This is a genomic window from Pseudidiomarina tainanensis (assembly GCF_900115255.1).
Taxonomy (GTDB): domain Bacteria; phylum Pseudomonadota; class Gammaproteobacteria; order Enterobacterales; family Alteromonadaceae; genus Pseudidiomarina; species Pseudidiomarina tainanensis.
In genome coordinates this window covers 285,852-307,346 of sequence record NZ_FOYU01000003.1, presented here as the reverse complement: position 1 = coordinate 307,346, position 21,495 = coordinate 285,852, and the positions used below count along the sequence as shown (strand labels likewise).

26 protein-coding genes are annotated in these 21,495 nt (G+C 47.5%); 7 read left to right on the top strand and 19 right to left on the bottom strand.

Annotation, left to right across the window (positions count from 1 at the left end; translation table 11 throughout):
* From BM292_RS10120 to BM292_RS10110, 3 genes are read right to left on the bottom strand one after another with little or no spacing between them, the layout of a single operon-like run.
* A complete protein-coding gene (locus BM292_RS10120) occupies positions 1-939 on the bottom strand; it encodes a phospholipase A (RefSeq protein ID WP_092858179.1) in 939 nt (312 codons plus the stop codon).
* Positions 926-1,960, bottom strand: a complete 1,035-nt coding sequence (locus tag BM292_RS10115; protein ID WP_092858177.1) for a saccharopine dehydrogenase family protein — start codon at positions 1,958-1,960, stop codon at positions 926-928. Before BM292_RS10115 ends, BM292_RS10120 begins: the two co-directional genes overlap by 14 nt.
* Before the next feature lies 1 nt (position 1,961).
* Positions 1,962-2,420 (bottom strand): YccF domain-containing protein, encoded by a 459-nt coding sequence (locus BM292_RS10110; protein WP_092858175.1) that lies wholly within the window; start codon positions 2,418-2,420, stop codon positions 1,962-1,964.
* 130 nt (positions 2,421-2,550) lie between these two features.
* On the opposite strand from BM292_RS10110, the gene BM292_RS10105 reads away from it, so the two are divergent.
* Together BM292_RS10105 and yghU are read left to right on the top strand one after the other, a co-directional pair.
* Positions 2,551-2,955, top strand: a complete 405-nt coding sequence (locus tag BM292_RS10105; protein WP_092858173.1) for a BON domain-containing protein — start codon at positions 2,551-2,553, stop codon at positions 2,953-2,955.
* 133 nt (positions 2,956-3,088) lie between these two features.
* Entirely contained in the window at positions 3,089-3,952 is an 864-nt protein-coding gene (gene yghU / locus BM292_RS10100) for a glutathione-dependent disulfide-bond oxidoreductase (protein ID WP_092858171.1), read from the top strand.
* A 56-nt stretch (positions 3,953-4,008) separates the two neighbouring features.
* Here the strand turns inward: yghU and BM292_RS10095 are convergent, their stop codons facing one another.
* The gene (locus BM292_RS10095) at positions 4,009-4,254 is read right to left on the bottom strand and encodes a GlsB/YeaQ/YmgE family stress response membrane protein (RefSeq protein WP_092858169.1); all 246 of its coding nucleotides are present in this window, start codon (positions 4,252-4,254) and stop codon (positions 4,009-4,011) included.
* Between the two features lie 136 nt (positions 4,255-4,390).
* Here BM292_RS10095 and BM292_RS10090 point away from each other — a divergent pair, with 136 nt between their 5' ends.
* Entirely contained in the window at positions 4,391-4,753 is a 363-nt protein-coding gene (locus BM292_RS10090; RefSeq protein WP_092858167.1) for a PadR family transcriptional regulator, read from the top strand.
* A complete protein-coding gene (locus tag BM292_RS10085) occupies positions 4,734-6,092 on the top strand; it encodes a permease prefix domain 1-containing protein (RefSeq protein ID WP_218151681.1) in 1,359 nt (452 codons plus the stop codon). The genes BM292_RS10090 and BM292_RS10085 overlap by 20 nt, the downstream gene beginning before the upstream one ends.
* An 8-nt stretch (positions 6,093-6,100) precedes the next feature.
* Here the strand turns inward: BM292_RS10085 and BM292_RS10080 are convergent, their stop codons facing one another.
* Entirely contained in the window at positions 6,101-7,018 is a 918-nt protein-coding gene (locus BM292_RS10080) for a cation diffusion facilitator family transporter (RefSeq protein ID WP_092858163.1), read from the bottom strand.
* A 10-nt stretch (positions 7,019-7,028) separates the two neighbouring features.
* The gene (locus tag BM292_RS10075) at positions 7,029-7,277 is read right to left on the bottom strand and encodes a hypothetical protein (protein ID WP_092858161.1); all 249 of its coding nucleotides are present in this window, start codon (positions 7,275-7,277) and stop codon (positions 7,029-7,031) included.
* A gap of 147 nt (positions 7,278-7,424) precedes the next feature.
* On the opposite strand from BM292_RS10075, the gene BM292_RS10070 reads away from it, so the two are divergent.
* Together BM292_RS10070 and BM292_RS11885 are read left to right on the top strand one after the other, a co-directional pair.
* On the top strand, positions 7,425-7,718 hold the full coding sequence (locus BM292_RS10070) for a type II toxin-antitoxin system ParD family antitoxin (protein WP_092858159.1): 294 nt from the start codon (positions 7,425-7,427) through the stop codon (positions 7,716-7,718).
* On the top strand, positions 7,718-7,876 hold the full coding sequence (locus tag BM292_RS11885; protein ID WP_092858157.1) for a CcdB family protein: 159 nt from the start codon (positions 7,718-7,720) through the stop codon (positions 7,874-7,876). Before BM292_RS10070 ends, BM292_RS11885 begins: the two co-directional genes overlap by 1 nt.
* 691 nt (positions 7,877-8,567) lie before the next feature.
* On the opposite strand, the gene BM292_RS10055 is transcribed toward BM292_RS11885, so the two are convergent.
* Positions 8,568-8,924: a DUF2489 domain-containing protein gene (locus BM292_RS10055; protein WP_245751911.1), complete on the bottom strand. Its 357-nt coding sequence runs from the start codon at positions 8,922-8,924 to the stop codon at positions 8,568-8,570.
* A gap of 65 nt (positions 8,925-8,989) precedes the next feature.
* A complete protein-coding gene (locus BM292_RS10050) occupies positions 8,990-9,832 on the bottom strand; it encodes a hypothetical protein (RefSeq protein ID WP_092858153.1) in 843 nt (280 codons plus the stop codon).
* Between the two features lie 365 nt (positions 9,833-10,197).
* Between BM292_RS10050 and BM292_RS10045 the strand changes: the two genes are divergently transcribed.
* Positions 10,198-11,172, top strand: coding sequence for an integron integrase (locus tag BM292_RS10045; RefSeq protein WP_281247512.1), 975 nt, complete (start codon positions 10,198-10,200; stop codon positions 11,170-11,172).
* Positions 11,173-11,182: 10 nt separating this feature from the next.
* Here the strand turns inward: BM292_RS10045 and glmS are convergent, their stop codons facing one another.
* The 11 genes from glmS to BM292_RS09990 form a co-directional block, all read right to left on the bottom strand.
* On the bottom strand, positions 11,183-13,015 hold the full coding sequence (gene glmS / locus BM292_RS10040) for a glutamine--fructose-6-phosphate transaminase (isomerizing) (RefSeq protein ID WP_092858149.1): 1,833 nt from the start codon (positions 13,013-13,015) through the stop codon (positions 11,183-11,185).
* Between the two features lie 5 nt (positions 13,016-13,020).
* Positions 13,021-14,385, bottom strand: a complete 1,365-nt coding sequence (glmU, locus tag BM292_RS10035) for a bifunctional UDP-N-acetylglucosamine diphosphorylase/glucosamine-1-phosphate N-acetyltransferase GlmU (RefSeq protein ID WP_092858147.1) — start codon at positions 14,383-14,385, stop codon at positions 13,021-13,023.
* 135 nt (positions 14,386-14,520) lie between these two features.
* Complete coding sequence (locus BM292_RS10030) at positions 14,521-14,937, bottom strand: F0F1 ATP synthase subunit epsilon (RefSeq protein ID WP_055439922.1); 417 nt, start codon at positions 14,935-14,937, stop codon at positions 14,521-14,523.
* Positions 14,938-14,954: 17 nt separating this feature from the next.
* On the bottom strand, positions 14,955-16,340 hold the full coding sequence (gene atpD / locus BM292_RS10025) for a F0F1 ATP synthase subunit beta (protein ID WP_055439921.1): 1,386 nt from the start codon (positions 16,338-16,340) through the stop codon (positions 14,955-14,957).
* Positions 16,341-16,379: 39 nt separating this feature from the next.
* A complete protein-coding gene (atpG, locus tag BM292_RS10020; RefSeq protein WP_092858145.1) occupies positions 16,380-17,246 on the bottom strand; it encodes a F0F1 ATP synthase subunit gamma in 867 nt (288 codons plus the stop codon).
* 57 nt (positions 17,247-17,303) lie between these two features.
* A complete protein-coding gene (atpA, locus tag BM292_RS10015; RefSeq protein ID WP_092858143.1) occupies positions 17,304-18,845 on the bottom strand; it encodes a F0F1 ATP synthase subunit alpha in 1,542 nt (513 codons plus the stop codon).
* Positions 18,846-18,859: 14 nt separating this feature from the next.
* On the bottom strand, positions 18,860-19,393 hold the full coding sequence (atpH, locus tag BM292_RS10010; protein ID WP_092858141.1) for a F0F1 ATP synthase subunit delta: 534 nt from the start codon (positions 19,391-19,393) through the stop codon (positions 18,860-18,862).
* An 18-nt stretch (positions 19,394-19,411) separates the two neighbouring features.
* Complete coding sequence (atpF, locus tag BM292_RS10005; RefSeq protein ID WP_092858139.1) at positions 19,412-19,882, bottom strand: F0F1 ATP synthase subunit B; 471 nt, start codon at positions 19,880-19,882, stop codon at positions 19,412-19,414.
* Between the two features lie 48 nt (positions 19,883-19,930).
* Positions 19,931-20,164 (bottom strand): F0F1 ATP synthase subunit C, encoded by a 234-nt coding sequence (atpE, locus tag BM292_RS10000; protein ID WP_055439916.1) that lies wholly within the window; start codon positions 20,162-20,164, stop codon positions 19,931-19,933.
* Between the two features lie 59 nt (positions 20,165-20,223).
* Positions 20,224-21,081 (bottom strand): F0F1 ATP synthase subunit A, encoded by an 858-nt coding sequence (gene atpB, locus BM292_RS09995; protein WP_092858137.1) that lies wholly within the window; start codon positions 21,079-21,081, stop codon positions 20,224-20,226.
* A gap of 16 nt (positions 21,082-21,097) precedes the next feature.
* Entirely contained in the window at positions 21,098-21,493 is a 396-nt protein-coding gene (locus BM292_RS09990; RefSeq protein WP_092858135.1) for an ATP synthase subunit I, read from the bottom strand.
* Positions 21,494-21,495: the final 2 nt, after the last annotated feature.

Below are 21,495 nucleotides of genomic sequence, written 5' to 3'. Positions count from 1 at the left end.
TTAGATGTTCAATAACAAGAATCCAAAGCCAATTCGGTTCTGTCGATGATTATAGTCAAGTAATGTCTCGCCATAGCCCGAAAAGAACTGAATATAAAAGCGTAGACCATCGGGCTTACTCGAATTAACCGGATGGGTAAAATCCAGTTGCCACGAGCCTTTGTCCCACGACAAGTCACGCGTAATGCGAGTCAAACTATAAGTGCTCAACGAGCTGCGCCATGACAATCGATTTTCAAAATTGCCGCGAAAACGCACCAAATCAGGGTTGTCATCGTCTTCGCTCGTCTCATTCACTCGTTGCTTCCAAGTTGATTCCCATATAACCGGCCCCCACTCCGCAGCGCCACCAAAATAAATGTAGTTCCAGCTACGCGAATCCGGTTTACGCTGACCGTTCGATTCATGAGCTAACCCGGCTTTTGCGAAACGCACTTTGGCATCGCCTGGTAGGAAATCCCATTTATCTTTCCAAGGCAGAATATAAAACACTTCAGGTTTGTAATTGGTACTACGAAACGGTGACGAATCATCCGAATTCCATGCCTGCCACAATGACGTTTGCGAGTATGCAACCCATAAATCGCCGTCTAACAACAGATCTTCGAGTAATTTGGTACGCAATGATATTTGCAGCTTTACCTCATTTGGCTTGTAACTATCCAGCGCCGTACCCGCGCCGCGCGATGGTGAGCTGGGTTGGGTATTGATATTGGAACTGTGATGTACCGGCAGAATAAAGTTGGGATTAAAGGTGCGCAGCTCAAAAATGCCGCGTTTTTGCTCTTCACTCAGCTCCCAAAACCGGCCAATCAAATCAGTTTTGACGAACGCTTCAGCATCGAGATCTTGCTCAGGTTCCGCATCGCTGACGTCTTGCGCATAGGCCAATGGTGTTGCGAACAATAACGCAACGAACCCAAGCTTAAGCTTCCACATAATATTTCTCCACCAACTCAGCACCACACAACATTGATGGCGTGTAATAACCCCCTTGAGGCTGTTGTGCCAAAATAAACTGAGCCACATCCACACCACCGAAGCTGGTGAGTTTATATCCGTTCATGACTTTAATTCGTAAGGTTTCAACCGTGCCTTTGTCGTTACGAGCTTCGCCCCAAACATACGTGATTGCCTGCTCAAGTTGCTTGTCACTCGGGCCCGGAGGCTGCTGATCGATTTTCTTCTCGAGAAACTTTTTCATGAATTCAAAACGCAATAGCCAGCGCAACCAATTCAAGCGTTTTAGCTTTTTCACCAAATTAGGCGAGGCTGGAATGTACACTTCAATATTGGGAATGCCGCTGGTGTAGTAAGCCGTTGAGACATCGCCCCAAGGAATGGTCATAGCAAACTTTTCGCCATTGCCGAAATCAATTTTTCGTGTGTGATAGGCCAACGGTACAGTCGTAATTTTACCATTATTGCGAACCGCACCGCCTTCCCCTAAACGCCGCACGCTGGTCTTTGCTGTACCGCGACTCATGCGTGATGCGGAATCAAAACCTAATGTGAGCGAGGTTGCGTCTGGGAGTTTTTGCTTAAGCTTGGCCGCTACACAATCGGTTGGGATAACATCAAAGCCTACCCCAGGGCAGAGCACCACGCCCGCATCAACCGCGCGCTGGTGCTGCGCATGAGCGTACTCGAATACACTTAATTCGCCGGTAATGTCGGTGTAGTGTGTTTTTGTTGCCAAACAGGCTTCAATCATTGGCGCAGCGGTAACTTCAAATGGCCCAGCGCAATGCACCACCACATCGATGTCTTGCAATGCTTTGTGTAACGCTGTTGTGTCGGCTAAATCGACAATGACCGAAGGCAGCTCAAGCTCACTTGCAAGACGATGAATTGCTTCGCTATTGCGTCCGGCGAGTACCGGTTGGAGCCCGCGTGACTTGGCGTGTTTCGCCATTAACATGCCGGTATAACCATTGGCACCATAAATCATCCATTTCATATTATTTCTCTCGCATTTTTGAGACAGCACTGGCGGCATTATTCATGCGCGCCGCAGCAGCAACTTCTTTGCTCACAATGGTTTTACCCACCGGTGATAGTGCGACACCAGCTAGCTTTAAATGTTGAATGCCAAACGGAATGCCGATAATCGTAATAAACAGGGCTATCGCTGACAGTAAGTGACCCAGCGCCAGCCACCAACCGAAGAAAATGAACCACAGCACATTACCTAAGCAGCCGAGGCTACCGGTTCCTAAATCGCCGCGCTGCGTGAGTTCTTCACGATCAATTGCTTCTTGCCCAAATGGGAAAAACGAGAACAACCCAATGACAAAGCATGAACGTCCCCATGGAATACCGACAATGGTGATAAAGGCAATTAAACCAGCTAACCACCAGCCAAGGCCCATAATGGCTCCGCCTAAGATAAACCACAGAATATTTCCTAATGTACGCATGTTGGGTGTCCTTGTTCGCGCAAAATGTATCAGATAGCTTCAGTGTAAATCGCAAAAGCTTTGTAAACCACCTCGAAATTTTTGTTGGCTTTACTATGTTTAGAGGCAACATCAAAACAGGAGGTTGATTATGAACACTTTAAACACTTTGATTTTGGCATCTGTCGCAGCTGTGGCGTTGTCTGCTTGCTCACAACAAGAGCAAGAAGAGACCCGCAAAGCGGCTCAATCATCATTAGAGCAGGCAACTGAAGCCACCAAGCAAGCAGCCAGTGATGCGGCAGAGTTCACCCGTGAAACGGCCGAACGTACAGGCGACTTTTTAAGTGACAGCGCCATCACAGCCCGCGTGAAAACAGCATTGTTTGAAGCGGACCAAGTCAGTGCCGGCAACATTAATGTCGAAACCATCGATGGTCATGTGGTACTCAGTGGGGTTGTCGCAACATCTGAAGAAGCCGACCTTGCTGTGCAACTTGCGCAAGGCGTTGAAGGTGTGAAGTCGGTTGAAAATGATATTGAAGTGCAAGAGTAACCACTAAGTTTCCTTTTGCTGACGGCGCCTACGGGCGCCGTTTTATTATGACTTATGTGAAAGTCGAATAATCCAAACACGGCCGGTTTGCGTTACACTCTTTGTAGAAACGTTTTGACTCAAGGAGCAACGTATGTCGAATACTTATACCCCGCCCAAGGTGTGGCAGTGGGATCAAGACAGTGGCGGTAAATTTGCCTCAATTAATCGGCCCATTGCTGGCGCCACGCATGACAAAGAATTGCCAGTGGGCAAACACCCTTTGCAGCTTTATTCGTTAGCCACACCCAATGGTGTGAAAGTGACCGTGATGTTAGAGGAACTCCTTGAATTAGGCATCACCGACGCCGAATACGATGCCCATTTGATACAAATTTTAGAGGGTGATCAATTCAGCAGTGGTTTTGTAGCGGTCAATCCGAATTCAAAGATTCCTGCGCTGCTGGATGTCAGCACGCAACCTCCGACACGAGTATTTGAGTCGGGGTCTATCTTGCTGTACTTGGCTGAAAAATTTAATGCGTTTATACCTGAAGACCCAGCGAAGCGAACTGAAACCTTGAACTGGCTGTTCTGGCAAATGGGCAGTGCACCGCTACTCGGCGGTGGTTTTGGTCATTTTTACGCTTATGCGCCAGAAAAGTACGAATACCCAATTAATCGGTATACCATGGAAATCAAGCGCCAGCTGGACGTATTAGACCGTCAACTTGCTGAGCATAAGTATATTGCCGGCGACGAATACACCATTGCCGATATGGCCATTTGGCCTTGGTATGGTGCATTAGTGACCAACCAGGTGTATGACGCGGCTGAGTTTATTGAAGCTCATACTTACAAGAACGTGTTGCGCTGGGCAGAAATGATTGCCAAACGCCCAGCCGTACAACGCGGTCGAATCGTGAATAAAACTTGGGGTGATTTAAACAAACAGTTGCATGAGCGCCATGACGCCAGTGACTTTAAATTACGTACGCAGGATAAACTAGAGAAATAATCATGAAAAAAGCCGCGCAGCGTTGTTCGAGCTTGCGCGGCTTGCTTTCGTTCAAATTAAGCTTTCTTAAAAGCGCGCACAATAAAGAGCAAGACCACCGCGCCAATCGTCGCAACGACAATACTCCAGATAATACCGCCACCGCTCGACACGCCTAAAAAGTTAAACAAAAACCCACCAATCATGGCGCCAATCACGCCAATCACCATATTCCCGATAAGACCAAAACCACCGCCTTTGACTAAGGTACCTGCTAGCCATCCAGCAATAATACCGACCAATAAGAACCATAAAATGCCCATGGTGATCTCCTTTTTCTTGTTTAAACAGGTTCTTAATAAGAGTAGCAGGTGTTTGAAATAAATAAACTTGCATACCTAATAGTTCTAGGTATAAGATTTATACCTAACAGTTCTAGGTATAATTGGAAAACGTTCTATGAACCTATCGAAAGATCTCATGGCTGCCTCTTCAACCCCGATTGTTTTGGGCGTAATAGCTGAAGGCGAAACCTACGGGTATGAAATCGTCAAGCGCGTTGAAGAGCTATCTGGCGGCGCATTGCAATGGACCGACGGCATGCTGTATCCGCTACTACACCGACTTGAAAAACAAGGCTACTTAACCTCGCGTTGGCATGTGGGCGAGTCCAATCGAAAGCGTAAGTACTACGCGGTTACCGACGCAGGAATTGCCACTTTGAATGAACAGCGCCAGCAATGGCAAGTCATTAACAATGCGCTCAGCCAAATTTGGCGCGATATGACACGGAGTGATGACCATGACGTTCAATTCGTCTAATCAAGCTTTTGAACTTGAGCAAAGCATTGCTCAGTGGCGCGAGTTTGTATTGCGTCGTGCCGCTATTATGGAAGAAGATGCCGATGAACTTGAAAGCCATCTGCGCGACCAAATCGACGCTCTGTTAGATTGCGGATTACATACCGATGAAGCATTTCTGATTGCGACGAAGCGTATTGGCAGCCTGGAAGATATGTCAAAAGAGTACGCCGAAGTACATGCCGGGCGACTCTGGCGCAACATTGTTTGGGGCAGCGATAAGCCGTCATGGAGCACCGACTTTTATCTTGCCTTACTGTTGGCTTGCTGCGCCGCCGTGCTGTTTCATTTGCCGAAACTATTTGGCGTTACGCCAGAAACCCACGAATGGGTGTATGCACGCAATTTCACGTTGTTTTGCTTACCTGTACTCGGCAGTTACTATGTGGTGAAACATCAACTTGGTTTACGCGGCTGGTATTGGCTGATTGGCGGCGCTTTGGGAATCGCAACGGTCATCAACGCCATGCCATGGCAAGCAGAATCGGCCACGCAATCGTTAAGTCTGATACACCTTCCTTTGTTGCTATGGTTCTTGGTCGGGGTGCTGTACACCGGCAATTGGTGGCAAACCGACGGACGCCGCATGGACTTTATTCGCTACTCGGGTGAGTACGCGATTTATTTTGTGTTACTAGCGCTAGGCGGCGGGGTTTTAACTGCATTAACGATAGGCATGTTTTCGTTTATTGGCATCAATATTGAATGGTTTGCGCAACAATGGCTGGTTCCTTCCGGTGCCATGGGTGCAGTGATCATTGTCGGCTGGTTGGTGGAAGCAAAGCAGGGTGCGGTTGAGAATATGGCGCCTGTACTTGCCCGCATATTCACGCCGTTATTTACATTATTGCTGCTGACATTTTTAATCATCATGCTCGTCACGGGGCGCAGTTTTGATGTTGAGCGAGAGCTCTTAATTGGTCTCGATGCGTTATTGATTGTGGTGCTGGGGTTGGTCTTGTATGCGGTGTCATCGCGCGAATCTGCGAAGGCCCCGAGTGTTTTTGACCGCTTGCAATGGCTATTGATTGTATCGGCGCTTTTGGTTGATGTGTTGGCATTAGTCGCTATCGGTGGCCGCATTGCCGACATGGGCTTTACCGCCAACCGTACTGCAGCACTCGGCGAGAACTTGATTTTATTAGTCAGTTTAAGTGGCTACGCTTGGCTTTATTGGCAATTTATTCGCGGCCGCCGCGCATTTGTTTTGCTCGAGCAATGGCAAACCCGTTTCATTTCGGTTTATGCCATTTGGGCCGCGATTGTGGTGTTTATATTCCCGTTGGTGTTCGGGTTTTAAACTGTTACTCAATGATTGTGATGGTGGTCGTGATGAGAGTTTTCATCACGGCAAACCTCACCCGGGAGTTCGAGCTCAATGGTGGTGTGACTTAACTGATACGGCAATAGCGCTTTGTCTATCGCTTCCTTCAATGTGCGTCGCTGTTCACTCTCAATATCTTCATCCAGCACCAAATGCGCAGTTAATACATGATGCTCGCCATCAAGCGACCAGAAGTGCAGGTGGTGGACATCCACGACATTCGGCAATTGCTTTAAGGTGGTGGTGACCGCCGCAACCGTATCGCTATCTGGTGCTGCTTGGAAAAAAAGCCGTGCGGTTTCGTGTAAATTACGAATCACGTTAAACAAAATGAATACAGTGAACGCAATAGACAACAACGGATCGAGAATCGGCCAGTCAACAAATAACAGCACAATACCGACAATCAGCACCGCAACCCAACCGAGAACATCTTCCATTAAGTGCCAATTAATCACGCGCTCGTTTAATGTTTTACCTTTCGATAACTTAAACGCAGCATAGCCATTGACTGCCACACCTAAAATAGCCAAGCCGATCATGCCATCCGCCATGGGCATTTGTGGATCCCATAACCGCGGAATGGCTTCGAGCAACACCCAGGTCGAGCCGATGATGAGTACCACGGCGTTAATGAAAGCGCCGGCTAAACTCAATCGACGATAGCCGTAGGTGAATTTGTTGTTCGCACGCTTACGGCCCAGCTTGTTCAGAATCCACGCCATGCCCAGCGAGAGACTATCACCCAAGTCATGCACGGCATCGGCTAAAATCGCCGTACTATTAGTTAGCACACCACCGATAAACTCGATAATGGTGAAACAAAAGTTAAGCAGAAACGCCCAACCAAGGCGTTCCGATGCCATATCTTTGCTGTGATCGTGATGGTGGTGATGGCCCATAGTTATTCCATTAGCGCTTCATCATGAGTGTTTTTAGCATGTCATCGCCCGTTTCGGTATTTAAGGTTATCAGCGACCATACGGCTGATAAAACCAGAATGACGGTGTGCGTGATCCAACTATCGAAATTAATGTCCACCACAAAACTAATGAGCCACGCACCCAAATAGGTGAGGCCAATACTTGGTAAACAAAAAATAGCAAAAGCGACCGTTACAATCACGGTCGCCAGTACAACGTCGAGTATTTTTTTTAGCATGAAATCATTTTAATTCTGAAGACTTTGATAGCCAGAATACTATGTATCTGGGCTGATGACTATCAGCCGAGGTGTTGCTTTAATAGCATTTCAGACTAAACTCTTGTTAATACCAAAATATATTATTTGTTGGTATTTGGGGGTGTTATGGCAAAAAATACAAGTATTAGTTTAGGCGCTCACTTCGATCAGTTTGTCGATAAGCTCGTTGCCAGTGGTCGCTACGCTTCCGCAAGCGAAGTTATTCGTGCCGGATTGCGTAAACTTGAAGAAGCGCAGGAGCTTCAAGAGAGTGTCGCAACCTATAACTATCGCGCCTTAATGAAAGGGCTTGATGATGAGCGTGAACAATGGCGTCGAGAAAACCAAGAAGCAATTGAATCATACAATGAGCGAGTTGAAAGCCAGGGTACTTTTAGTGACAGCGTTAGGAAATTTTGATGGGTCAATTTTGTGCATACCATAACCCTAACCCGCTCACACGCCACGAGTATCCATATTTGTTGGACGTTCAAAATAACTTATTGAATGAATTAAAAACGACGGTTGTCATTCCGCTCATGTTCTTGTCTGAAAGCAGGTCGATGATGGCCTTCTGATCTACATTAAGTTTTGACATTGGTATCCCTGATTCTTAAGAGCATAACGCTCGAGTTAAGCCGACTTGTGTAGCGGAGCCACCACTTGCCCAGACGCCTTGACGGTTGCGAAGTGCTCTACGAAGGCTGCGCAGTTCTGTCGGTCGCGACGCGCGATTCGCAGTCTGCATCGCCCGCCACGCAACCTTGGAAAGCTTTGGAAAGTATCCATCCTCGTTCCCTGCAACCAAAGCAGTGTGTAGGTTCCAAACAAGTAGGATCTAATGGCAATCGATGCGACATCTCTGATTGGAACTTCCACAATCTGATGCCTAAATTTTATTAGTCCGGTTAATGAGTCAACGATTTGGACCTCAAGTCTGATAGCTTCTTGATGCAGGGCCACTAAGCCATGGCCTTTTGCGAGGCCTTGCCAGATATCTGCAATAAAGAATGGAACAGTACTAACATGATCTCCGAGAACGGGAATGCTTGACGCAATTGACGGCTTAGTACGCCTCGTCAGAACAGCAATGGCTAGAACTATAACGACCAGTGCAGCGTAGAAGTACCATGCTGTGAGTACGTAGGTATACAAGAAGTCTAATATTTCGCGGACAATCATTGAACGGTCCTTGCCGCCTAACGCCGCCAACAGCGGCCGAGCATAGCGAGGTCCAGCGCACGAAGTGCGCGATGCTGCTTGGCTTTGTTAAGCATTGAACCTTGCTACGATAGATTTACATTCTGACAAAGAGAACTCCTTTGCCCACTTAATAGATTCCTGGATTTCTGGCTCATGCCGATTAAGGGCTTCTTGAGACCAATATTGCTTTGGTGCGCCTATCGGCAAGTGATCGATTTCTGAAGCTATGCCTGAAAACACCAAGAAATCTTTGTCGTCCTCTGGTACGCCAACCTCAAATCTTAGAGCAGACAACTCAATTGCACCCTCAAGATAGTGAATAGAACCATTGAGCATACCGCTTGCAATTTCCGCGGCACGTTTACGCTGTTTCTCGATGTATTCTTCGTGGCTCATTTTCATAGGATGCTTAACGCTTTGCATAAACGGCGACCCGTCAGGGGCGTCCGGTGGAGGCCCAAGGGGCCGTAACGAATTTGATGCATTTGTTAGGCATTACTGTAAAACGCTTCCATAAATGGGTTTGACGGCAACCCAATAACTAAAGGTGTAATGCTCATCGAGTCGTCACATACAGCATTCACGAGCCCCAATCCAGCAAATTGGTTTTGTCCTCCTGAAGGCCGAAACTGAACAAAAGCCGTAGTTGTGGTAATCCACCTTGGATCGACCACCATAGTTATTTTTCTTCCATTTGCTTTCAAGTAAACGTGCGGATCAGTTTGCAGATCTCCTCGCACAGCGGCGCGGTACTCTTCTGTACTTTGAGGCATCGCAATATTTTTAGTGCGGAATTTATCATCAAATGAAACGATCAATCCGCGAGCATCGGAGCCCAATAGCAGCGCTTCGCGCATTGGGATTGCCTTGAGCTCGACCTGTTCAAGTACTTGTTGGAAACCTGCCATAAGACCACCAAGTTCCCAGCCCAGATCATGCAGTGCAACTATCGGTCCGTACCGAGAAAGATCCAGAGAGGCGCCAGAAATCGCTGAGAGAACTTGAAGTCGAGGGACATTTAAATAGTAAAAGTTGTGTAGAGTAGTTTGCCAAGGAGCTTCAAGCGTTAGGCGATTCATTACCCAAGATCTGTGCGCCTCCTTAATGGAATGAAGGCGGTCAACAGGATACTGCTGCACATTTCCATCTATTTCATTGTGGTGGTTGAAACAGAGCAGGACGAGATTATTCTCGTGGTTTCTCTGCTGTTGTGTGAGGGTCGACTCGCCCCGCGGACCATCTGGGCGCTCGCCAACAATGTGTGCAACTTCCCCTCGAAACTGGGCAGGCGTCTCGTCAGATGGGTCCAAATAAACTCGCTCACGACACATAGCGCAGCATCCTGCGTCTCGAACCCACACTGAACGCCTTACTGTTTGAGAAACAGGCACATATCCTCCTACTGAAATGCCTAACATTTGTATAGTGTGCTGGCACATGTCGTAATCGTTCGTTTAAATTGGTAACTCACCAAAAACAATACAAAAACCATCTAAAAAGTCGCCTTTTACTGTCAGCAAAGTAAGCACGCACACTTTGCTGTTCGACTACGCCTGGTAACACTATTTTTGTTTAAATTATGTAATTGAAAATATGACATATTTATCCTACATGCAAGCTTTAAGTGTACGACTTTGAGCCGTGAAGCGTGCCGATTGATCGATTATGCTTAACTCACGATTATCAAAAATCATGGATGTTAATGATGGCGAGCCCTTTTATTGAAAAACTTCGCGCTGATATGCGATTACGTGGCTATAGCTTAAAAACTGAGAAATCTTATTTAGGTTGGATACGGCAGTTTATCTATTTTCATAAAAAACGACATCCTATTGATATGGGAGCGGAAGAGGTGAAGGCCTTTTTAAGTTGGTTGGCGAATGAGCGCCATGTTGCTGTTAATACGCAAAAAGTTGCTCTAAATGCTTTGGTGTATCTTTATCACAAAGCGCTGAATCAAGAACTAGGTGATCTTAATTTTAGCCTTGCTACTAAACAGCGTCAGTTGCCTGTAGTGCTCACACCTGAGGAAGTTCAGCGCATTTTAAACCAGCTTAGTGGTCGAAATAAGCTGATTATTGAACTCCTATACGGTAGTGGTTTAAGAGTAAGTGAGGCGCTTCGTTTGCGGGTTCAAGATATCAATTTTAGTCATTCTGCACTTACGATTCGTGACGGTAAAGGCAAGAAAGATCGGCAAACCCTTCTCAGCCAAAGACTCATTGAACCATTACAACAAGCCATTGAAACGGCTTTAACTGTTCAGATCGAGGATAACAAGAATGGACTTGGCCCATCGATGCCTAATGCGCTCGATAGAAAATATCCAAATGCTTATAAACAACCGGGATGGATGTTTGTCTTTCCGGCAACGAGCCTATGTAAGCACCCATATTCTGGGGTTCTTTGCCGTCATCATTTGCATGACAGCGTGGTTCGCAAGGCTCTACAACCTGCTGTGAAGGCAGCGAAAATATTTAAAAAGGTGAATTGTCATACGTTTCGACATTCGTTTGCCACCCACTTATTACAAGCGGGATGCGACATTAGAACAGTGCAAGAACTACTAGGGCACAACGACGTGAGTACAACTCAAATTTATACACACGTCATTGGTCAACATTATGCGGGCACAGCTAGCCCACTTGATAGGCTTATCAGCAACCAATAAAACGGTGGAATTACTCCACCGTTACCGATTTAGCAAGGTTGCGCGGCTGGTCTACATCGGTGCCTTTAATGATGGCAACGAAGTAAGACAGCAGCTGTAACGGAATGGTGTAAACAATCGGGGCAATCAGCTCGTCACAGTGAGTGACATTGATGACGCGCATGCTGTCGTCGCTCTTGAAGTGAGCGTCTTTGTCGGCAAACACGTACATGATGCCGCCACGAGCACGCACTTCTTCAACATTCGACTTGAGCTTCTCAAGCAATTCGTCGTTCGGCGCCACCACAATCACTGGCATGTCGGCATCAATCAGCGCTAATGGACCGTGCTTCAATTCACCCGCCGCATAGGCTTCCGCGTGAATATATGAAATTTCTTTGAGCTTTAACGCACCTTCCATCGCGATGGGGTATTGCGTGCCACGGCCTAAGAATAAGCTATGGAATTTATCGGCAAACTCAGGCGCCAAGGCTTCAATGCGGTCACTTAATAACAATGCTTCTTCAAGCTTCGCTGGTAAGGTTTTCAGTGACTTCAATACCGCTTCTTGTTGTGAAGCTGGCATACCGCGGAACTGACCAATGGCCAAGGTTAACATCAACAAACCAACTAACTGGGTAGTAAACGCTTTGGTTGATGCCACACCAATCTCTGTACCAGCGCGGGTCATGTATGCCAAGTCTGATTCGCGCACCATTGATGACGTACTGACGTTACAGATGGTCAAGCTACCTTTGTAGCCTAACTCTTTGCTCAACCGCAGTGCCGCCAAGGTGTCGGCGGTTTCACCTGATTGTGAAATGGTCACTAGTAAGCTATTGCGATGTACGTGCGATTGGCGATAACGGAACTCTGAGGCAATTTCGACGTTACATGACACGCCCGCCATTGATTCGAGCCAGTAGCGTGCAACCATACCGGCATGATACGAAGTACCACAGGCAACAATTTGCACATGCTCAATGTCTTTTAATAAGTCGAGTGAGCCATTACCAAATACATCGTCAGCCACATGGCCATCCACAATACGGCCTTCTAATGCGTTACGCACTGCGCTTGGCTGCTCGTGAATTTCTTTCATCATAAAGTGGCGATACTCGCCTTTACCACCGGCGTCATAATTACCATCTGACTCATGAACCTCACGCTCAACGCGCTCACCCTTGGCATCGTAAACTTTTACTTCGGTACGATTAATGTCCGCCATGTCACCTTCTTCAAGGTACATGAACTTACGGGTGACCGGTAATAGCGCCAGTTGGTCAGAAGCCACGAAGTTTTCGCCAATACCGAGGCCAATCACCAAAGGGCTACCCGAACGCGCCACGACTAAACGGCCAGGTTCACGGCAATCCATCACCACCGTGCCATACGCACCTTCAAGTTGTTGAACTGCTGCTTGCACCGCTTCAAATAGGTCACTATGGGTTTTACGCTCGTGATTCACGAGGTGACAAATCACTTCAGTGTCGGTGTCTGATGCGAAGGTATAACCTAAACCTTTCAACTGCTCGCGCAATTTTTCGTGGTTTTCGATAATGCCGTTATGCACTACCGCAATACAGTCTTCTGAAATATGTGGATGTGCATTGGCTTCGGTTACGCCACCATGAGTTGCCCAGCGGGTATGCGCAATGCCGGTTGTACCTGATAGTGGGTGCTCACCAACTGCATCTTTTAACGCCTGAACTTTACCGGTGCGACGAACACTTTCAATCACGCCTTGCTCGTTTAATACGGCTAAACCCGCTGAATCATAACCGCGGTATTCAAGACGCTTTAAACCTTCAATGAGAATTTCGCTAATACGGCGCTCAGATGTTGCGCCAACAATTCCACACATATCGCTTATCCTTTTTTCACTGGGCGTTGCCAGCCACTAATATTCCGTTGTTTACCGCGTGCTACGGCAAGCTCTTCGTCTTCCACGTTCTTGGTTACCGTTGAGCCGGCACCAACAGTGGCGTTTTTACCGACGCGCACTGGAGCAACTAATGAGCTATTTGAGCCAATAAAAGCACCGTCATCAATTTCGGTCACAAATTTATTCACGCCATCATAATTACACGTGATGGTACCTGCACCAATATTTACACCAGCGCCAATCTGCGCATCGCCTAAATAGGTCAGGTGGCTCGCTTTAGATCCTTTGCCCATGCGGGTTTTCTTAATTTCTACAAAGTTACCAACCTGGGCACCTTCGGCCAAGTCAGCGCCAGGGCGTAAGCGGGCAAACGGACCGACCGCACAGTTTTCAGCCAACACGGCTTCTTCAATCACGCTATTGGCTTTCACCCGTGAACCGGCGCCAATTTTACAGTTGCGCAGTAAGCAATTGCTTTCGATTACCACGCCCTCACCAAGTTCCACACGGCCTTCAAAAATAACATTCACGTCAACCACAACGTCGTTGGCAATGATCACCTCACCGCGCACATCAACACGCGCGGGGTCCATTAATGTGGCGCCATCTAACATGAGTTGTTCTGCTTGGCGGGCTTGATAAGCGCGCTCTAATCCAGCTAATTGCACGCGGTTATTCGCGCCTTCCACTTCGCTAATCGCTTGCGGCTGCGCTGTCGCAATAGTCACGCCTTCGTCAGCTGCCATGGCGACGATGTCCGTGAGGTAGTATTCGCCTTGGGCGTTGTTGTTGGATAAGTTGCCCAACCAACGCTTTAATGCTGCGCCATTTACCGCCATCATGCCGGTGTTTACTTCGGTAATTGTCAATTGCTCAGCGTTTGCATCTTTTTGCTCAACAATACCAATCACGGCACCGGAATCATCACGCACAATGCGGCCATAACCGGTCGGATCGGGTAGGGTAACGGTCAGCAAGGCCAAGTCTGTCGTTGCCGCTGCTGATAACAATCCCTGTAATGTTTCGCTACGGGTTAATGGCACATCACCATATAAAATCAGTACGGTTTCGTTATCGCCAAGATGCGGAACCACCTGCTGCACGGCATGCCCAGTGCCGAGTTGCTCGGCCTGTTCGACAAAATTTAACTGTTGCCCACCGAGTTTATCCATCAACACGGTGCCACCGTGGCCATAAATCACATGCACGTGGGTCGGCGTTAAAGCGCGCGCCGTATCAATCACATGCTGAACCATCGGTTTATGAGCAACAGGGTGCAGTACTTTCGGGAGCGCTGAACGCATCCGCGTACCTTTGCCTGCGGCAAGTACAACAACACTCAGAGACATGAATCCTTCCGTTTCTGTATTCGAATAAATGTAATGGGGTATTTTAAAGCCGTTTACATCAAATTAACAGGCGAAAAAAAGACCCGCAATCCAAGATTTACGGGTCTTTTCGATTTTTTAAAGCTGGCGTGCTGATTATTTGCGTAGTTTGCGAATAATCTGCAACTGAGCCATCGCTCGAGCCAGTTCTGCTGCAGCTTCTGCGTAGCTTAAGTCAGAACTTTGATCTGCAATTGCTTCTTCAGCATGTTTCATCGCTTCAAGAGCTTTTTGTTCGTCAAGCTCTTCACCACGAATGGCTGTGTCAGCAAGGACCGAGACGTTATGCGGCTGCACTTCAAGCACACCACCAGCAACGTAGATGATTTCTTCTTCGCCACCTTCTTTAACCACTCGCACCATACCTGGCTTAATAGTAGTTAATAACGGGGCGTGACCTGGGTGAATACCCAGCTCACCTTCGCTACCGGTCACTTGCAGGGTCTCAACGGCACCTGAGAACAAACGTTCTTCGGCGCTGACCACATCAAGCTGTACAGTTTTAGCTGCCATTTAAACCTCCCGGTTTATTACATTTTCTTGGCTTTTTCGACCGCTTCTTCGATGCTACCAACCATGTAGAACGCTTGTTCTGGCAGGTCGTCGTAGTCACCGTTTAAGATGCCTTTAAAGCCAGCGATGGTATCTTTCAACGATACATATTTACCTGGTGAGCCGGTGAATACTTCAGCAACGAAGAACGGCTGTGACAGGAAACGCTGAATTTTACGCGCACGAGCTACGGTCATTTTGTCTTCTTCAGACAATTCGTCCATACCCAAGATTGCGATGATATCTTTCAGCTCTTTGTAACGCTGCAATACTGACTGAACGCCACGCGCAGTGTCGTAGTGCTCTTTACCGATAACCAACGGGTCCAACTGACGTGAAGTTGAATCCAACGGGTCAACCGCAGGGTAGATACCCAAAGACGCGATGTCACGTGACAATACAACGGTCGCGTCTAAGTGAGCGAACGTGGTTGCTGGTGACGGGTCGGTCAAGTCATCCGCAGGTACGTATACGGCCTGGATTGACGTGATTGAACCAGTTTTGGTTGAAGTAATACGTTCTTGTAGTACACCCATCTCTTCTGCAAGAGTTGGCTGATAACCTACCGCAGATGGCATACGACCTAACAATGCTGATACCTCAGTACCGGCTAGGGTATAACGATAGATGTTATCTACGAAGAACAATACGTCACGACCTTCGTCACGGAACTTCTCTGCCATGGTCAAACCGGTTAACGCAACGCGCAAACGGTTACCTGGAGGCTCGTTCATCTGACCGTAGACCAATGCTACTTTGTCGAGTACGTTTGAATCTTTCATTTCGTGATAGAAGTCATTACCCTCACGCGTACGCTCACCAACACCAGCAAATACTGAGTAGCCGCTGTGCTCGATAGCGATGTTACGGATAAGCTCCATCATGTTTACGGTTTTACCTACACCCGCACCACCGAACAGACCAACTTTACCACCCTTAGCGAACGGACAAATCAAGTCGATTACCTTGATACCGGTCTCTAACAGTTCAGTTGCGCTTGACTGCTCTTCGTACGACGGTGCAGCACGGTGAATAGACATACGCTCTTCTTCACCGATATCGCCCGCTTCATCAATTGGCTCGCCCAATACGTTCATGATACGACCGAGGGTTTGTTTACCCACTGGTACCATGATTGGCTCGCCGGTGTTTTGAACGGTAATTCCACGACGCAGACCGTCAGTAGTACCAAGTGCGATACCACGCACGATACCACCGCCTAACTGCTGCTGAACTTCCAGGGTCAGACCCTTGAGGTCACCGTCGGTCACCTGCAGCGCGTCGTATACCTTTGGCACGTCTGTTTGTGGAAATTCGATATCCACAACCGCGCCAATAATTTGCACGACCTTACCTTGACTCATGACATTTCCTCTAACTCTAAAATTCTTGCAAGCTTCGCCTTAAACCGCTTCGGCGCCCGATACAATTTCCGAAATTTCCTGCGTGATCGCTGCTTGGCGTGCTTTGTTGTACACCAGTTGCAATTGATCAATGAGGTCTTCGGCGTTGTCGGTAGCGGCTTTCATTGCCACCATCCGCGCTGCCTGTTCACTAGCGATGTTGTCCACTACGCCCTGATACACAGTCGCTTCAACGTAACGACGGATCAGTAATTCTAAAATTGGCTGTGGATTCGGCTCATACAAGTAGTCCCAGCTACCTGATTGAACTTCGTCACGAGACTCAGCTTTTGGCAACGGTAGCAATTGCGCTATCGTTGGTTCTTGCTTCATGGTGTTCACAAATTTGTTATACACCACAAACAGGCGGTCGATTTTGCCTTCATCAAAGGCATCCAACATTACCTGTACAGTCCCGAGCACATCATTCACGCTTGGCTTATCACCAAGACCTGATTTTTGCGCCAGTAAACGGCCTCCAAAGCGTTTAAAGAAACCCGTAGCCTTGTTACCAATTGCTGCGAAATCAACTTCGACGCCGCTTTCTTTCTGTGCCTGTGCATGCTTAACCACCGCCTTAAATTCGTTGGTGTTTAAGCCGCCGCACAAACCGCGGTCAGTTGAAATCACAATGTAACCAACTCGTTTCACATCACGCTCTTCTAAGTACGGATGCTTATATTCTAAGTTGGCATGGGCAACATGGCCGATCACCTTGCGAATGCTGTCCGCATACGGACGGCTTGAAGCCATACGTTCCTGCGCCTTTTTCATTTTAGACGCAGCAACCATCTCCATTGCACTGGTGATCTTCTGAGTATTGTTAATACTCCCGATCTTGGTTTTTATCTCTTTACCGCCGGCCATGATATTCTCCTGTTAACTCAACGACTTGTGGCCACACATTGTGTAGCCACGCTCCGCTTACCAAGACTGCGTTTTCTTGAAGGCTTTAAGGCCTTCGTGCAGCTTCGCTTCGATGTCGTCGTTATAGTTGCCAGTTTTATCAATATCAGCCATTAGTTCAGCGTGCTCGCTACGCATGTACGAAATTAACGCACCTTCGAAGTCGAGGATTTTGTCTTTCTCTACGTCTTTCAGGTAACCCTTTTCTGCAGAGAAGATAGACACTGCCATTTCAGCCACGCTCATTGGCTTATATTGGTTCTGTTTCATCAGTTCAGTAACACGTTGACCGTGCTCAAGCTGCGCGCGAGTTGCTTCGTCTAAGTCTGAAGCGAACTGAGCAAACGCTGCCAATTCACGATACTGTGCCAATGCCAAACGGATACCACCACCAAGCTTCTTAATGATCTTGGTTTGTGCTGCACCACCAACACGCGATACCGAGATACCAGCGTTAACAGCTGGACGGATACCGGCGTTGAACAAGTCAGTTTCTAAGAAGATCTGACCGTCGGTGATTGAAATCACGTTGGTTGGTACGAACGCTGATACGTCACCCGCTTGGGTTTCGATAATCGGTAGCGCCGTTAATGAACCGGTTTGACCTTTCACTTCACCGTTGGTGTACTTTTCAACGTAGTCAGCGTTGACACGTGCTGCACGCTCAAGTAGACGTGAGTGAAGATAGAATACGTCACCTGGGTATGCTTCACGACCCGGCGGACGACGAAGCAACAATGAGATTTGACGATAAGCAACTGCTTGCTTCGACAAGTCATCGTACACGATCAGTGCGTCTTCACCGCGGTCACGGAAGTATTCACCCATGGTACAACCTGAGTAGGCTGCCAAGTATTGCAACGCTGCTGATTCAGAAGCAGATGCTGCAACAACAATGGTGTTTTCCAATGCGCCGTGTTCTTCAAGCTTGCGTACCACGTTCGCAATGGTCGATGCTTTCTGACCGATAGCGACGTACACACACTTAATGCCTGAGTCTTTCTGGTTGATGATGGCATCGATTGCCAAAGCCGTTTTACCGGTTTGACGGTCACCGATGATCAACTCACGCTGACCACGACCTACTGGAATCATCGCGTCGATTGATTTGTAACCAGTTTGTACTGGTTGATCAACTGATTGACGCTCGATAACACCTGGTGCGATTTTTTCAACTGGCTCAAAGCCGTCTGCTTCAATCGGGCCTTTACCGTCAATTGGCTCACCCAAGGTGTTTACCACACGGCCTAACAAGGCACGACCAACCGGAACTTCTAAGATACGGCCAGTAGATTTAACTTTTACGCCTTCTTGCAAGTCAGCATATGGACCCATAACAACGGCACCAACGGTGTCGCGCTCAAGGTTCAATGCGATTGCGTAACGATTGCCAGGAAGCTCAACCATCTCACCTTGCATACAGTCTGCAAGGCCGTGAATGCGAATAATACCGTCGGTTACAGATACGATGGTACCTTCGTTACGAGCTTCACTGACCACTTCGAACTGTTCAATTCGTTTTTTGATCAGCTCTGCGATTTCATTTGAATTCAGTTGCATGCTCAAGTCCCCAATTAGGATTGCAGTGCGTGTGCAAGTCGATCTAACTTGCCGCGCACCGTGCCGTCGATTACCGTGTCACCAGCTTTAATGTATAAGCCACTGACAATTGCTGCATCGACAGTGCAATTCAGCTTAACTTTGCGTGAAAAACGTTGTTCTAACGTTTTCGCTAGATTGTCCTGCTGTTTCTTCGTCAATTTCACCGCTGAAGTTACCTCTACAGCGATTTCCTTTTCGTAGTCGGCGCGTAGTTCAGCGAACAACGCAACCACAGCAGATAAAGCTTTCAAACGGCCGTTTTCGGCCATAACGCGAACAAAATTCTGGGCTTTCTCGTCCAGTTGTTCACCACATACGTTGATGAAAACTTCAACTTTCTTTTCTAGCGTTTCGGCGCTGCTCAAAAACGTAGCCATGGTGGCATCATTTGCTACCGCAGCAGCAAAGGCCAACATTTCGTGCCATTTTTCGATAGCGCCGTTCTCTACTGCAAAATCAAAAGCTGCTTTTGCATAGGGGCGAGCAACCGTAGTCAATTCTGACATTTGCACAAACCCCTTTGGTTAGAGTTCAGCGACCAGTTTTTCAACGATGTCACTGTGAGCGTCTTTATCAATTTCACGCTCGATGATTTTGCTTGCACCCGCAACAGCTAATACAGCTACTTGCTTGCGCAATTCTTCGCGTAAGCGATTGCGTTCCGCTTCAACTTCAGCGTGACCAGCTGCGATAATTGCTTCGCGCTCAGTCTCACCACGTTGTTTGCCTTCTTCAACCGTTTGCTCAGCGCGTTTCTTCGCTTGAGCAATGATTTCGGCAGCTTGTGCTTTCGCTTCTTTCAGTTCGTCAGCAATCTTTGCCTGAGCAAGCTCTAAGTCTTTTTCGGCACGTTCGCCGGCTGCAAGACCATCAGCAATTTTCTTCTGACGAGCTTCAATCGCATTATTTAGCGGAGGCCATACGAACTTCATACAAAACAGTACGAAGACGATGAACGCGATTAATTCTCCGATCAGGGTCATGTTTATATTCATTAACCCCCCCCTCCTATAAGTTCTATCGTTCGAAAGTTGAATGGCTTATTAAGCAGCGAACAATAAGAACATGGCGATACCAACACCGATCATAGCCACGGCATCGATAAGACCAGCTAGGATGAACATTTTAACTTGCAGTGAAGGTGCTAATTCTGGCTGACGTGCACACGCTTCCAAGAATTTACCACCCATGTTACCGAAGCCAAGACCAGTACCGATAGCACCGAAACCGATCAATAAAGCTACAGCGATATATTTAAGACCTAATGCTAGTTCCATTGTTTTCTCCAATATTTCAAAGGTTAATGTTAAAAAGTAAAACTAAATAAAAACAAAAATTAATGGCTTTCTGAGCTGGCCATGCTTAAGTAAACAATGGTCAGCATCATGAATACGAACGCTTGCAGCACGATAACCAGAATGTGGAATACCGCCCATACAAAGTGCAATGGCAACTGGAATAGGCCAATGGCACCAATCAAGATGAAGATCATCTCACCAGCGTACAAGTTACCAAATAGACGCAAGGCCAATGAGAACGGCTTCGCAACTAATGCGATAAGCTCAAGCAACAAGTTAAACGGAATTAACAGAGCCTGAACAACCGGGTTGCTTGCGCTAAACGGGTGTAACGTTAATTCTTTAATGAAGCCCATCACGCCTTTAATACGGATTGAATAGCCAATCATTAATAAGAATACGCCGATAGCCAAACCTGCCGTCATGTTCAAATCGGTCGTTGGTACAATCTTCATATAGACATCATGTGAGTCCATACCGAAGAATGTGGCGCCAACCCAACCAGCGAATGCAGGTAAGAAGTCAACTGGGATCAAATCCATCAGGTTCATCAAGAAAACCCAGACGAAAATGGTCAAAGCGAGTGGAGCAATGAGTTTGCTCTTACCATGGAAAGTGTCACGAACGTTGGTAGCGACCAATTCAATGATCATTTCGATAAAGCACTGCATTTTACCCGGCACGCCGGTGTGTGCTTTTTTCGCCGCTGAGCGGAAGATCATTAAGAACAGGATACCGAGTCCAATTGACCAAGCGAGGGTATCAATATGCCATGTCCAGAAACCGGCTTCACTACACGCTTTGTTGAAGGCAATACCGTTTTCGGTAGAGCACATTTTGGCGTTAGTTAAGTGGTGCTGGATATGGCTTTGGAGCGTTAACTCTTCTGCAGCCATGTTGTTTCCCACAATTTTAAGTTGATTTTAAAAATAAAATTGGTGCTAGCCATTGCACAATCAGGGCTGCGATGTATCCGCTCAAAACCGCACTTAGCGGGAGCGTGGTGAACACCAGCAGGCCTATAAGCAAGACCACAGCGAAGCTAATTTTCAAAGCTTCGCCAGCAAAAAAGTTACTGACGATTTGTTTCGCCGCGCGGGCGCCGCCTTGTGAAAAAGCGCGCCACGCAAATAGTGCTGTTGGAATAATCACGGCTAATCCGCCGCCAACAACACCCCAAAAATATGTATATCCAGCAATCGGTTGTACGAGGGAAAACACACAGGCCAGCAAAAATATAGTGCCGACTTGGGCGCGAATTAACTTCGCTGCAAGCTGTTTTCCGGTTGCTGTCAGAGTCTGTTTCACGG